Origin of the sequence: Streptomyces sp. NPDC002790, assembly GCF_040295505.1 — a bacterium.
Classification (GTDB): domain Bacteria; phylum Actinomycetota; class Actinomycetes; order Streptomycetales; family Streptomycetaceae; genus Streptomyces.
In genome coordinates this window covers 39,360-52,164 of sequence record NZ_JBEOVM010000003.1, presented here as the reverse complement: position 1 = coordinate 52,164, position 12,805 = coordinate 39,360, and the positions used below count along the sequence as shown (strand labels likewise).

Sequence of the window (12,805 nt, the reverse complement as noted above, 5' to 3'; positions counted from 1 at the left end):
CCTGGACCCCGCGCCTCAATCGCCGGCGGGGCTTGATTGGCCGAACCGGCGTGACGGACGTGTAGCCCGATTGGAGGCAGGTGGCATGAACAGGCCCGATACCCGGTACCCGGGCCCCATGGATCACACCGCCGCCCCCGTCCTGGAAGCCCTCGACTCGTATCACGCGCATGGCAGGCTCGCCTTCACGCCACCCGGCCACAAGCAGGCGCGCGGCGCCGACGAGCAGGCCAGGAGAGTCCTCGGCGACGCCTTCCACGCGGACGTCCTCGCCAGCGGCGGCCTCGACGACCGTCGGATGCGCGGCCGGGTGCTGCGGCGCGCCGAGCAGCTGATGGCCGACGCGGTCCACGCCGACCACACCTTCTTCACCACGTGCGGCAGCTCCCTCTCGGTCAAGGCCGCGATGCTGGCCGTCGCCGGGCCCCACGAGCAGCTGCTCATCGGGCGTGACGCCCACAAGTCCGTGGTGAGCGGGCTGATCCTGTGCGGCATCGACCCCGTGTGGGTCGAACCGCAGTGGGACGCCGAGCGGGGCCTCGCGCATCCGCCCTCCCCGCAGTCGTACGAGGAGGCCTTCGAGCGCCACCCGGACGCGCGCGGAGCGCTGATCACCAGCCCGACCTCGTACGGGACCTGCGCCGACCTGGAGCGGCTCGCCGAGATCTGCCACGCGCGCGGCAGGCCGCTGATCGTCGACGAGGCGTGGGGCGCGCACCTGCCGTTCCACCCCGACCTGCCCAAGTGGGCCATGGACGCGGGCGCCGACGTGTGTGTCACCAGCATTCACAAGATGGGCAGCGGCCTGGAACAGGGCTCGGTGTTCCATCTCCGTGGCGACCTCATCGACCCGGCCACCCTCACCTCCCGCGCCGACCTGCTCGGCACCACCAGCCCCTCCGTCCTCATCTACGCGGGCCTCGACGGCTGGCGGCGCCAGATGCGGCTGCACGGCCGCGAACTCCTGGGCAACGCCCTCGACCTCGCCGCGGAGGCGCGGCAAGCCGTTGACGCGATCGACGGCATGCACGTGTACGGCCGCGACGCCCTCACGGGCCCCGGCCTCGCGTACGACCTCGACCCGCTGCCGATCCTCGTCGACGTGGCCGACCTGGACACGAGCGGCTACCGCGTCGCCGACTGGCTGCGCTCCCACCGCGCCCTCGACGTGCACATCGCCGACCACCGCAGGATCGGCGCCCAGCTCACCTTCGCGGACTCCCCGGCGACACTCGCCGCCCTCCTCGACGGCCTGCGGGACGTCGCCGAGCACCGCGCCGAACTGCGCGGCGCGCCCGCGGTCGCCGTACCCAAGCCGTCCGAACTCCGCCTGGAACAGGCCATGTTGCCGCGCGACGCGTACTTCGGGCCGGTCGAGGACGTGCCGCTGGAACGCGCCGACGGGCGCATCGCCGCCGAAATGGCCACCCCGTACCCGCCCGGCATCCCGACGGTACTGCCGGGGGAGCGGCTCAACGATGAGGTGATCGGCTACCTGCGCACGGGCCTCACGGCGGGCATGAACGTACCCGACCCGGCGGACCCGGAACTGCGCACGATCCGGGTGGCGGTGGAGCGCGCCTGACCGCGCCTGAAGCGGCCGCTACGGACTCCCGGCCGGCGCCTCGCGCCGCACCTCCGGCACCACCGGCGCCTGTCCGGGATCGTCGTCGCGCCGTGAACTCCCGCCGTTGAACGCCAGGTTGAGGCCGAACGCCAGCAGGGTCGCGCTCGTCACGGGCGAGCCGAGGACGATGCCGACGCCGTCGGGGAAGCGCGAGTACAGGTCGGGTGCCACCTCGGGTGCCATGCCGACGCCGATCGACACCGCGACGATCAGCAGGTTGTGCGTGCCGTCGAAGTCGACCTTGCGGAGCGTGTTGATGCCGACAACGGCGACCGTCGCGAACATCACGAGCCCCGCCGCGCCGACCACCGGCTGCGGCAACCCGGCGACCAGCGCGCCGAGTTTGGGAACCAGGCCGAGGATCACGAGGATGCCGCCGGCGATCGTCGCGACGTGCCGGCTGCGCACCTTCGTCATCGTCACCAGGCCCACGTTCTGCGCGAACACCGTGTCCAGGAACGCGTTCATGACGCCTCCCAGCACCCCGGAGAGCCCGTCCGCGGCCAGCCCGCGCGCCATGTCGGCGGTCGTCAGCCGCTTGCCGGTCAGCTCCGCGACCGCGATCAGATCGGCCGTCGACTCGGCGAACAGGACCAGCATTACCACGCACATCGACAGCACGGCGACCGCGGGGAACTCCGGCGCCCCGAAGTGGAACGGAGTGCTGACCCCGATCCAGTCCGCGGTCCGCGCCGCCGAGAAGTCGACCAGGCCGAACGGCACGGCGACCGCCGTCCCCGCCAACAGGCCCACCAGCACGCCGGTTTGCGCGAGGAATCCGCGCCCGAACCGCGCCACCAGCAGGATCACGACGACGACGAACGCGGCGAGCGCGAGCCGCGAGGGCGCCGCGTGGTCGGCGGCCTTCGGGTCGTTCCCGACGACCAGGTTCACGCCCACACCGATCAGCGCGAGGCCCACCACCGTGATCACCACGCCGCTCACCAGCGGCGGGAAGAAGCGGACCGCCTTCGCGAACGGGTAGGCGATCAGCAGCCCGAACACGCCGGCCGCGAGCATCGACCCGTACACCGCCTGGAGGCCGTACTCCCCGGCGATCAGGATCATCGGCGTCACCGCGGTGAACGCCGCCCCCGCCATCACCGGCATCCGCACGCCGAGGAACCGGCCGACACCGGCGCCCTGGATCATCGTGACGACGCCCGCGACGAGCAGATCGGCGTTGATCAGGACGGCGATCGTCGCGGCGTCGAGCCCGGCCGCGGCGCCGAACACCAACGGCACGGTCACACACCCCGTGTACATCACGAGCACGTGCTGGACCCCCAGCACCGCGAGCCGCCCGAAGCCGGCCCGCTGTCCGCCCCTCGCGGGCATCGTCACGTCAACCACCTTTCTATCGCGAGAAGTTGGCAGCGATCCGCTGCTGGATGTAGTCGGCAGCGGTGATCGGCGGGTAGCGGCCCTCCGGGCCCTCGATCACCACGTCACGGTCGGCCTGCGCGAAGAACGCGATGCTGTGGCGGGCCGACCGGTCGTCTCCCGGGCCCGGTGACATCACCCGGTGGAAGTTCGACGGGAGCCGGTCGTCGCTCCACCGCATCAGCATGTCCCCGATGTTGCAGGTGATCACGGAGTCCGCCGGCTCGACCGGCGTCCACTCCTGTGCGTCGGCCTCCTTCCCCGGGCACACCTGAAGTCCGCCCTGCCCGTCCCGCTGGAACAGCAGCGTCAGGCAGTCGAAGTCGGTGTGCGCCCCGGCCCGCCACGTGTTCGCGGGGATGACGGCGTCGTCGGGCACGGCGAAGTAGTGCAGCATTCGCAGCGTCGACTGGTACTGCGGGCTCGCCGGGTCATGGGCGCGTGCGAAGAATCCGTCGGGCAGCCCAAGGCGGTCCGCGAAGCAGGACAGCACCCGCATCGCCAACTCCCGGCAGCGCGCCTCGAATTCGAGTGTCCGCTCCCGGAATCCGGGCAACGCGTCGTCCGGCCACAGCCCTTCCATGTGCGGGCGGGTCAGCTGGTACGACTCCTTCTGGTCGGGCGTCCCGATCGACGGACGCACCTGGGTCATCGACTCCCAGCCGGAGTTGAGCCCCTTCTTCAGGCCGTGCCGCGCCTTGGTCTCCTCGGGCAGCGCGAAGAAGGCCTCGGCGTCGGCGAACGCGCCGTCCACGGCGGCGGGTTCGATGCCGTGGTTCACCAGCTGGAAGAAGCCGATGTCGGTGGCGGCGGCCCACAGCTCCTCGGTGATCTCCGCCTTGCGGTGCTCGAAGTCGGTGAGGTCGACACGGCGGATCTCCCGGGCGGACGTCTGCGTTCCGGCCCCGCCCATCCGGGTCTCCTTGGCCAACTCGTCGAGTGTGTACGTGGTGTTCGTCATCGCGGCTGTCGCTCCTCGGACGTGGAGTTGCGTACGGGATGCAGTCACCGCCCCTGCGACCCCCAGCACGGGCACTCAGAGGCCCGCGTGCACGGTCGCGGCGGACCCCCTTCGTGGGGCCGGGCGCCGTGTGCTGGTGCGGGCCCCTGCGCGGGGCCCGCACGCGATGGGATCAGCCTGCACGGTGTGTGTTACCGGTGGGGATCGTGCTGTTACGCGGCCGTAAAGGTGACGGTGACCCGGGGCACGGTCGCGGGGCGCTGCCCCGGACCCCGCTGCTCAATCGCCGCAGGGGCTTGAGTGGGCAAGCCCCGCCGCCAACTCCCGCGACGGCAGGCGGACATGCTCACCGTCGCGTACCAGGACCTCACCATCCACGAGTACGGCCGCAACCGTCCTGCTGCCCGCACACGTCAGCAGCGTCGCCCCCGGGTCGCGTACCGGAAGGCAGGCGTAGTCCCGGTCGAAGCGGTGCAGGACGAGGTCCGCCCGCATCCCGGCCCGCAGCCCGCCGTCCGGGTTCTCCTCGATCCCGAGGATCCGGTTCGCGCCGCCCGCCGCCATCGCGAACATCTCGGGGAACCCGAACAGATCCGCCTTGCGGTGCGCGGCCCGTTGCAGATACGCGCCGATGCGCAGTGCCTCCAGGATGTCCTGCGTGTCGTTGCTGGCGGCCCCGTCGACCCCGAGCCCGACGCTCAGTCCCGCCTCCAGCATCTCGGGCACCGGCGCGATCCCGCTGCCGAGCCGCATATTGCTCAGAGGGTTGTACGAGACACCTACGCCGTGCCGGGCGAGGGTGTCCCGCCCCTCGGCGTCGAGCTCCACGCAGTGCACGGCGAGCAGTCGCTCCCACAGGAACCCGGCCCGCTCCAGATACTCGACGGCGCCAACTCCCGTACGTTCACGGCACATTGAGTCGTCCGTCAGCGTCTCCAGGAGGTGCAGCGAGACGGGCAGGTCGCGCTCGTCCGCGTACGCGCGTACGGCGGCCATCCCATCCGGTGTCAGGCACCGCGGGTTCGGCACGGCCACGCCGACGTCCACCCGGCTGCCGCGCGCCTGCGCGATCAGCTCGTCCGTGTGCGCGAGGGACTCCTTCAGTGGCTGCATCAGCCGCGGGTCGAAGCCCCACTTGCGGCTCTGGTCCGCCCGGTCGGCGACGCCCCGGCACAACACGGCCCGTACGCCGCTGTCCTTGAGGGCCCGCAGCACCGCGTCGTGCACCTCGGGCGACGGGTGCGGCCACATGTGCTCGACGAGCGTGGTGGTTCCGCTGCGCAGCGCCTCGGCCGCGGCGGCGGCAGCGGTCGCGTAGGCGCGCTCGGGCGTGAGCAGCGCCGCCTCCTCGCCGACGGCGCTCAGCCACGCGAGCAGCCCGAGCCCCTCACCGATGCCGCGCAGACCGGCCTGGAAGAGGTGCGTGTGCGTGTTGACGAGGCCGGGAGTCAGATGCCCGCCGCTGCCGTCCAACACCTCACCGCTGCGAGGGAGTTCACCGTGCGGTACGAGTGCCGTGATCCGCCCGTTGGTGATGTGCACGTCCATTCCGGGCAGCCAGCGGCCCCCGCTGTACACGGTGACATCTGTGATCGTCCCGAGTCTCACAGGGCGGGCTCCTTCCGGAGACGGGCGGCGCCCGTGTGGTGGAACAGCAGATTGAGCAGGAACGCCACGATCCCGGTGACGGCGATGCCGCTGTCCAGGACGGTGCGCACGTACGAGGGGAGTGGCGCGTAGAAGTCCGGCGCGCCGAGCGGGATCATGCCGAGCGCGAAGGCGAGGGCGACGGTCAGCAGATTCCGCGGCTCGGTCAGATCGGCGCGCGCGAGGATCCGCAGCCCGACCGCGCCCACGGTCCCGAACATGACGAGCGACACCCCGCCGAGGACAGGACCCGGCACGGCGGCGACGGCGGCCCCGAGCACGGGCACGAACGCCAGCGCCACCATCAACACCCCGGACAGGGCGACGACATGACGGCTCTTCACACGCGTCACGCTCACCAGGCCCACCGACTGCCCGAACGTCACGACGGGGAAGGAGGCGAGCGCCCCCGACAGCACGGTGGCCGCGCCGTCCGCGCGCAGCGCCCGTACGACGGTGGGCGCGTCGTCGCCGCGGCCGACGATCTGGCCGACCGCGAGGGTGTCGCCGACGGACTCCACCATGTTCACGAGCTGCACGACCAGCATCGCCGCGATGGCGGGCACCACGAACGTGGGCGCCCCGAAAGCGGTCGGATCGGGCGCCGTGACGACGCGCGCGTCCGCGACCCCCGACCCGTCGAACAGCCCCAGCGGCAGCGCGGCCACCGTCCCCACGCCCATGGCGACGAGCACCGAGAACCGGGCGAGCGCGGGCGGTGCGACGCGCTCCACGACCACCACGAGCAGCACCGTCCCTGCGGCGAGCGCGAGCCCGCGGACACCGCTGCCGCCGGCCCCCTCCCCGGCGATGAGACCGGCCGCCGAAGGCACAAGCGAGAACCCGATGACGGCGATGACCGTCCCCGTGACCAGCGGCGGGAACAGGTGCAGACAGCGCCCGAACCACGGAGCGACGGCCAGCGTCACCAGGCCGGACACGACGGTCGCCCCGAACACGGCGGCGAGCCCGTGCTCCTGCCCGATGAGAACGGCGGGCGTGATCGCGGTGAACGTGGACCCCATCACGATCGGCAACCGCGCCCCGAACCATTTCAGGCCCAGCGACTGCAACACGGTCGCGACGCCGCTGACCAGCAGATTCGCGCTGATGAGCAGCCGAATCCGGTCCTCGGGCAGATGTAGCGCCGTCCCCACGAGCAGCGGCATCGTGGCCATGCCCGCGTACGCGACGAGCAGATGCTGCAGGCTCAGCGGCACCAGCCGCCGCCACGGAGGCCGTATGTCGACGGGGTGGGGTCCTTGGTGTGCGGGCGCGACGGCATGCTCGACTACAGCCATCGTTCCTCCTCACAGCTCGGCGGAAGACGGCTGGTTAGCACCCCGGCGGACCGCACCCGGACACCCACCGGCCGTTGCAGCCATGACCGGTGTGGAGGTGACGGTAGGGAGACGGTGTTTCGACGGCGTTGCGCTCAGGAAACCGCGACGTAGCCGAACGGACGGGCGTTACGTACGCGTCGGTGACCGGCCCTCGTCGGAGGGGGACGGCTCGGGTTTGAAGGCCCAGCGCATCTCGGGCTCCATGGCCCAGCGGAACAGCCACCGCACGGGTGGGGTGCACAGCGCGGTGATGACCGCCGCCGCGATCACGGTGACGGTGATCTCGCCGAGCGGCGTGTGCACCCAGGCGTGGTCGTACCAGCCCCAGAAGCGGGAGCCCTTCGCGAGGAAGCCGTGCAGCAGATAGCCGTACAGGGTGCCCGCGCCGAGCGCGGTGCACCACAGCCTGCGCCCCGGCACCCACGCGAAGAAGCAGGCCATGAGGATCACCGAGCAGGCGAACAGGGCGAGCGTCATCACCACGCCCGTCCAGCCCGGCGCGCCCAGCTCCTGCGCGCTGTCGCGGCGGTAGAACCAGGCGGCGGTCATCCGCGGCGAGGCCCAGTACGCGACGACCAGCGCGCCCACGAACACCGGCGCGGCGAGGATGCGGGCCCTGCGGTTCCGCACCAGCTGGAGGTGCTCCGGTTTCAGGCAGAGGCCGAGCACGAAGAAGGGCAGGAACTGCAGCACCCGCTGGAGGTCCAGGTCGTCACCGATGTCGGGGGAGACGGCGGCGAGCACGGCGACCGCGAGGGCCAGCGGCAGCGGCCAGCGAATGATCTTCCAGAGCGGGGTGGTGAGCCGCCAGATGAGGAGCGCGATCAGGAACCACGTCAGATACCAGGGGTCGAGCAGACTGATCGGGTAGTCCGGGTCGTCGCCCACCGTGCGCTTGAAGAACGTGTACGCGAGCTCGAAGATCACGTACGGCACCAGTACGCCCGTGACCAGGCGCTTCATTCGCCGGGGGCTCGCGTCGAACGACCGTGAGAAGTAGCCGGAGATCACGATGAACGCAGGCATGTGGAACGTGTAGACGGTGAAGTACAGCGCCGAGGCCGCGCGGCTGTCCCCGCGCAGGGGCTCCCAGGCGTGCCCGAGCGCGACGAGGACGATGGCCAGGTACTTGGCGTTGTCGAAGTACGCGTCACGGCCGTCCGCCTTCATACGCCCTCCGTCCCCGCCGGTATCCGTCCGGATCACGCTTCCCGTCCCTTCACGATTGCGCAAGTGAAAGGGCTACGGACGATACGGCTAGATGGGCAGCAGGCGGCCGACCAGGGTGCTCAGTTGGCGGGCGTTGCGGCATTCGTGCAGGGGGACCACCTCGGCATACGTGGAGGCCGCGGAGTCGCCCGTGTCCCACTGGGAGCGGGGTTCCGGGTTGAGCCAGTGGGTGCGGCGGGAGGCGCGGGTGATGCGGCGCAGGGCCGGGAGGTTCGGGTTCTGCTGGTTGTTGCGGGCGTCGCCGAGGATGAGGACCGTCGTGCGGGGGCCCACCGCGGACTCGTAGCGCTCCACGAACTCGCCGAGCGCCGTGCCGTAGTCGCTGCTGCCGTGCCAGCCGGTCAGCGTGGCCTCGGACGCGATGCGGGCGCCGAGGCCCTCCGCGTCCGCGGCGCCGTGCGCGATGAGGTCGGTGACCTCGTCGATCCGGTTGACGAAGGCGAAGACGCGGATCTTGCTGAACTGGTCGTGCAGGGCCTGGACCAGCAGCATCGTGAAGTTCGCGAAGCCGGCGACCGAGCCCGACACGTCGCAGAGCAGGACCAGTTCCGGGCGGGTCGGGCGGCGCCCCCGCAGGACCGGCTTCATGGGGACGCCGCCCGTCGACAGCGAGCCGCGCAGCGTGCGGCGCAGGTCGATGTGGCCGCGGGCCGCGCGGCGTCGGCGGGCCGCGAGGCGGGTGGCCAGCTTCCGGGCCAGGGGGTGGACCGTGCGGCGCAGCTCGGCGAGCTGGGCCTTGTCCGCGTAGAGGAACAGGGTGCGGTCGGGCGTCTGCACCGGCATCCGGCGGGCCAGCTCGTCGCGGTTGCGGGCCTCCGCGACCCGGCGGCGGGCCTCACCGCGAACCCCTTCGCGGAACTCCTCGATGCGGCGGCGGATCTCGTCCGCCTCGATGCGGTCGGTGAACGCCCCGGACTGGCCGCTGCCGCCCGCGCGGATCGCGGACATGACGGGCGCGAGGAGCGTCTGCGGGCGCAGCCGGTCCAGCGTCTGCTGCGAGGACCATCCGTTCGCGTCGTAGCCGCCGAGCGAGTCCACCGCCTCGGCCGCAAGCCGGGCGAGGGCGGCGCTGTCGTTCGTGGTCAGGGCCTCGGCGAGGCGTTCGCGCAGGCTCTCCCGGTCGGTGGCGCCGCCCTGGCCGGGCGCGCCCACCGCGTGCGGGAAGTACACGTCGAAGACCGGGTCGAAGACCGCACGCTGACCCTGGTCGTGCAGGAGCGCGGAGGCGAGCCCCTCGCGCAGGTGGTCCCGGCTGTCCAGGCCGAGCGCCGCCACCGCCTGCGCGGCGTCCACGCTCTCGCCCGTGCCGATCCGGATGCCGTGCGCGCGCAGCGCCCGGACGAGCGAAGTGATGCGGTCGGTGGTGCTCACACCGCGTCCAGATCGAGCTTCGCCGCAGCCGTGTTCACGTCCTCCTGATGCTTGAGGACGACGCCGAGGGAAGCCCGTACGACCTCCTCGTCGAGCCGGTCCGCGCCGAGCGCCAGCAGGGTGCGCGCCCAGTCCACCGTCTCCGCGACCGAGGGCACCTTGTGCAGATCCATCGCGCGCAGCGCGCCCACGACCCGTACGAGGGACTCGGCGAGCACCGTGTCGAGCTCGGGCACCTGCAGGGCGAGGATGCGGCGCTCCAACTCCTCCTCGGGGAAGCCGATGTGGAGGAAGAGGCAGCGGCGGCGCAGCGCCTCCGACAGCTCACGGCTCGCGTTCGAGGTGAGGACCACGAAGGGGCGCCGGGTGGCGGCGATCGTACCCAGCTCGGGGACGGTCACCTGGAAGTCGGAGAGGACTTCGAGGAGCAGGCCCTCCACCTCCACGTCCGCCTTGTCCATCTCGTCGATGAGCAGGACCTTCGCGTCGTCCCCGCGGATCGACTCCAGCAGGGGGCGCGTCAGCAGGTACTCCTCGCTGAAGATGTCCGTGCGCGTCTGGTCCCAGGTCTCGTCACGGCCCGCCGTGATGCGCAGCAGTTGCTTCGCGTGGTTCCACTCGTAGAGCGCGCGGCTCTCGTCCACGCCCTCGTAGCACTGGAGGCGGATCAGGCGGGCGTCGCTGATCGCCGCGACCGCCTTCGCGAGCTCCGTCTTGCCGACGCCCGCCGGGCCCTCGACGAGCAGCGGCTTGCCGAGCCTGGCGGCCAGGAAGACGGTGGTCGCCACGGCGGGCGAGGCCAGATAGCCGGTCTCGGCAAGGCGCGTGGTGACTTCGTCCACGGAAGCGAACAACGGGGCCTCCAGCTCGGTGCGTTGTAGGACTCCAGGTGATCAGCCGGGAGCCCCGTCCACAATGGGCCCGCACCGTTCATGGTGAACGTCACGTCCTGAGTCCTGTACCGAGACCGACCCGGTTGGTCCGTCCGTATCCTGACGGCATGAGGCGCACTTCCTTTGCCGACTGGCCCTGCTCCATCGCCCGCACCATGGACCTCCTGGGGGACTGGTGGACGCCGCTCGTGCTGCGCGAGGCGTTCTACGGCATCACCCGCTTCGACGTGTTCCAGCAGGAGCTCGGCATCGCCCGGACGACCCTGGCGGAGCGGCTGCGGCGCCTTGTCGAGGCGGGGCTGATGGAGAAGCGGGCCTACGACACGGCGCCCGTGCGGCACGACTACGTGCTCACCGAGAAGGGCCGTGACTTCTTCGGCGTCCTCGCCGCCATGAACGCCTGGGGCAACCGCTGGCTGTCCGGCGAGGAGGGCGCACCCGTCGTCTTCGCACACGACCGGTGCGGGCACGAGAGCGAGGCCGCGGTCGTCTGCGCACACTGCGGCGAGCCGATGACCGCCGACGACACCCACGCGCGGATGGGCCCCGGCTACCCGGAGAAGCTCGCGCGGCGCCCGGCGATCGCGGCGCGCTTCACCCGCTGAACCGATGCTTCCTTCTGATGGCCGGGTTGCTCTTGACGTAGTGAGTCCATCTACGAAACTCTCATGGTCACAGGCTGTTCTCCGGAGAGGTGGAGCACGATGGAGTGGACCGGCGCACGCTACGCGGACACGCCGACCGTCGAGGTGCGGCGCACGATCGCGGCGCCTCCGGACCGAGTGTGGGAGCTGATCAGTGATGTCGCCCTGATGCCCCGGTTCAGCGCGGAACTCCAGTCGGCCGAGTGGCTGGACGAGAAGCGAGGTGTCGGCGCCCGCTTCCTGGGACGCAGCCGGCACGAGGCGTTCGGGGCGTGGGAGACCACCTCGTGTGTCGTCGAGTGCGCGCGGGGCCGGGTCTTCGCGTGGGCCGTGGGCGACCCCGAACAGCCCAGCGCCGTATGGCGGTTCAGCATCACGGAGAACGAGGACGGGGGCACGGAACTGACGCAGTGGGCGCGGATGGGGCCCGGCCGCTCCGGTCTCTCGTACGCCATCGACCGGATGCCGGAGAAGGAGCAGAAGATCGTCTACGGGCGGCTGCGGGAGTGGGAGCGGGGCATGAACGCGGCGCTCGACGGCGTCAAGACCCTCGCCGAAGGGACCGATGCCTGATGCGTACGTCGACCACCATCGAGGCGTCCGGCGGGGACTGGCGGGAGACCGTCGACTTCGTCACCGAGGCCGAGAAGCTGGGCCTGGACATCTGCTGGGTCGCCGAGGCCTGGGGCTCCGAAGCGCCGTCCCCGCTCGGGTACTTGGCGGCGCGCACCGAGCGGATGCTGCTCGGGTCCGGCATCATCCAGCTCGCCACCCGCACCCCGGCCGCCATCGCGCGCGCCGCGATCACGTTGTCGAACATCTCCGAGGGCCGCTTCCTCCTCGGGCTCGGCCCGTCCGGGCCGCAGGTGATCGAGGGGTTGCACGGGGTGCCGTTCGCGCGGCCGCTGGCCCGGATGCGGGAGACCGTCGAGATCGTGCGGATGGCGGCGACCGGCGAGAAACTCGCCTACGAGGGGCGGGAGTTCGCGCTGCCGCTCCCGGGAGGTGATGCCCGTCCCATGCGGCTGTCGATGCGGGCCGAGCACGAACTGCCCATCCATCTGGCCACGTTGTCGCCGAAGATGCTGCGGCTCACCGGGGAGGTCGCCGACGGATGGCTCGGGACGAGCTTCGTGCCCGAAGGGGCGAAGGAGGCGTACTTCGACCACCTGGACGCGGGGCTCAAGGCCTCCGGCCGGACCAGGGCCGATCTCGACATCTGCCAGGGGGCGGAGGTGAACTTCGTCGAGGACGAGGAGGAGCTGGCCGCGGTGGTGGGCGGCCGGAAGAAGGAACTCGCCTTCAGTCTCGGCGGCATGGGCTCCGCCTCCACCAACTTCTACAACCAGGCGTACAGCAGGCAGGGTTGGGCGGATGTCGCCGCGGCGGTCCGCGAACGCTGGCAGGCCGGCGACCGCGAGGGGGCGGCCGCCCTGGTCACCGACGACATGGTCCTCGCCACGACGCTCATCGGTACGGAGCGGATGGTGCGGGAGCGGTTGGCCGTGTGGCGGGCGGCGGGCGTCGACACGGTTCGCCTCTACCCGGCGGGGGACACGGTGGACGCGCGTTTGGCGACGCTGGGCCGAGCGATTGACCTGGTGCACGGGGTGGGTTGACCCCTCCGCGGCACCGAGGTCTTTGTGCGGTGCCGGGGTCGGCGCCTGAGGTATCGGGCGCGCCGCACCGTGGCGCCGCCTTGCCCA

Annotated in this window: 11 protein-coding genes; 4 read left to right on the top strand and 7 right to left on the bottom strand. The window is 71.5% G+C overall.

All coding sequences use genetic code 11. The annotated features are described in order from the left end of the window. The first annotated feature begins 118 nt into the window (after positions 1 to 118). Positions 119 to 1,585: an aminotransferase class I/II-fold pyridoxal phosphate-dependent enzyme gene (locus tag ABT004_RS02730; RefSeq protein WP_351331006.1), complete on the top strand. Its 1,467-nt coding sequence runs from the start codon at positions 119 to 121 to the stop codon at positions 1,583 to 1,585. 18 nt (positions 1,586 to 1,603) lie between these two features. On the opposite strand, the gene ABT004_RS02725 is transcribed toward ABT004_RS02730, so the two are convergent. The 7 genes from ABT004_RS02725 to ABT004_RS02695 all read right to left on the bottom strand — a co-directional run bounded on the left by ABT004_RS02725 (position 1,604) and on the right by ABT004_RS02695 (position 10,416). Beyond that, positions 1,604 to 2,965: a nucleobase:cation symporter-2 family protein gene (locus ABT004_RS02725; RefSeq protein ID WP_351331172.1), complete on the bottom strand. Its 1,362-nt coding sequence runs from the start codon at positions 2,963 to 2,965 to the stop codon at positions 1,604 to 1,606. A gap of 19 nt (positions 2,966 to 2,984) precedes the next feature. Continuing rightward, a complete protein-coding gene (locus ABT004_RS02720) occupies positions 2,985 to 3,971 on the bottom strand; it encodes an isopenicillin N synthase family dioxygenase (RefSeq protein WP_351331005.1) in 987 nt (328 codons plus the stop codon). A gap of 279 nt (positions 3,972 to 4,250) precedes the next feature. Next, positions 4,251 to 5,579, bottom strand: coding sequence for an amidohydrolase family protein (locus ABT004_RS02715; RefSeq protein ID WP_351331004.1), 1,329 nt, complete (start codon positions 5,577 to 5,579; stop codon positions 4,251 to 4,253). After that, positions 5,576 to 6,919 carry a uracil-xanthine permease family protein gene (locus ABT004_RS02710; protein WP_351331003.1) on the bottom strand — a complete coding sequence of 448 codons (1,344 nt, stop codon included), beginning with the start codon at positions 6,917 to 6,919 and terminating at the stop codon, positions 5,576 to 5,578. Before ABT004_RS02710 ends, ABT004_RS02715 begins: the two co-directional genes overlap by 4 nt. Positions 6,920 to 7,087: 168 nt before the next feature. Next, complete coding sequence (locus ABT004_RS02705) at positions 7,088 to 8,167, bottom strand: acyltransferase family protein (RefSeq protein WP_451190454.1); 1,080 nt, start codon at positions 8,165 to 8,167, stop codon at positions 7,088 to 7,090. 51 nt (positions 8,168 to 8,218) lie between these two features. Next, the gene (locus ABT004_RS02700; protein ID WP_351331001.1) at positions 8,219 to 9,562 is read right to left on the bottom strand and encodes a vWA domain-containing protein; all 1,344 of its coding nucleotides are present in this window, start codon (positions 9,560 to 9,562) and stop codon (positions 8,219 to 8,221) included. Then, positions 9,559 to 10,416, bottom strand: coding sequence for an AAA family ATPase (locus tag ABT004_RS02695; protein WP_351331000.1), 858 nt, complete (start codon positions 10,414 to 10,416; stop codon positions 9,559 to 9,561). The genes ABT004_RS02700 and ABT004_RS02695 overlap by 4 nt, the downstream gene beginning before the upstream one ends. Before the next feature lie 146 nt (positions 10,417 to 10,562). Here ABT004_RS02695 and ABT004_RS02690 point away from each other — a divergent pair, with 146 nt between their 5' ends. The 3 genes from ABT004_RS02690 to ABT004_RS02680 all read left to right on the top strand — a co-directional run bounded on the left by ABT004_RS02690 (position 10,563) and on the right by ABT004_RS02680 (position 12,718). Beyond that, positions 10,563 to 11,060, top strand: a complete 498-nt coding sequence (locus tag ABT004_RS02690) for a winged helix-turn-helix transcriptional regulator (RefSeq protein ID WP_351330999.1) — start codon at positions 10,563 to 10,565, stop codon at positions 11,058 to 11,060. 99 nt (positions 11,061 to 11,159) lie between these two features. After that, on the top strand, positions 11,160 to 11,672 hold the full coding sequence (locus ABT004_RS02685) for an SRPBCC family protein (protein WP_351330998.1): 513 nt from the start codon (positions 11,160 to 11,162) through the stop codon (positions 11,670 to 11,672). Further along, a complete protein-coding gene (locus ABT004_RS02680) occupies positions 11,672 to 12,718 on the top strand; it encodes an LLM class flavin-dependent oxidoreductase (protein ID WP_351330997.1) in 1,047 nt (348 codons plus the stop codon). The genes ABT004_RS02685 and ABT004_RS02680 overlap by 1 nt, the downstream gene beginning before the upstream one ends. Positions 12,719 to 12,805: the final 87 nt, after the last annotated feature.

Excerpts from the sequence above, each read along its gene's own strand:
- ABT004_RS02730 (WP_351331006.1), top strand. The coding sequence starts at position 119 with ATGGATCACACCGCCGCCCCCGTCCTGGAAGCCCTCGACTCGTATCAC.
- ABT004_RS02720 (WP_351331005.1), bottom strand. The coding sequence starts at position 3,971 with ATGACGAACACCACGTACACACTCGACGAGTTGGCCAAGGAGACCCGG.
- ABT004_RS02690 (WP_351330999.1), top strand. The coding sequence starts at position 10,563 with ATGAGGCGCACTTCCTTTGCCGACTGGCCCTGCTCCATCGCCCGCACC.
- ABT004_RS02710 (WP_351331003.1), bottom strand. The coding sequence starts at position 6,919 with ATGGCTGTAGTCGAGCATGCCGTCGCGCCCGCACACCAAGGACCCCAC.
- ABT004_RS02685 (WP_351330998.1), top strand. The coding sequence starts at position 11,160 with ATGGAGTGGACCGGCGCACGCTACGCGGACACGCCGACCGTCGAGGTG.
- ABT004_RS02725 (WP_351331172.1), bottom strand. The coding sequence starts at position 2,965 with ATGCCCGCGAGGGGCGGACAGCGGGCCGGCTTCGGGCGGCTCGCGGTG.
- ABT004_RS02680 (WP_351330997.1), top strand. The coding sequence starts at position 11,672 with ATGCGTACGTCGACCACCATCGAGGCGTCCGGCGGGGACTGGCGGGAG.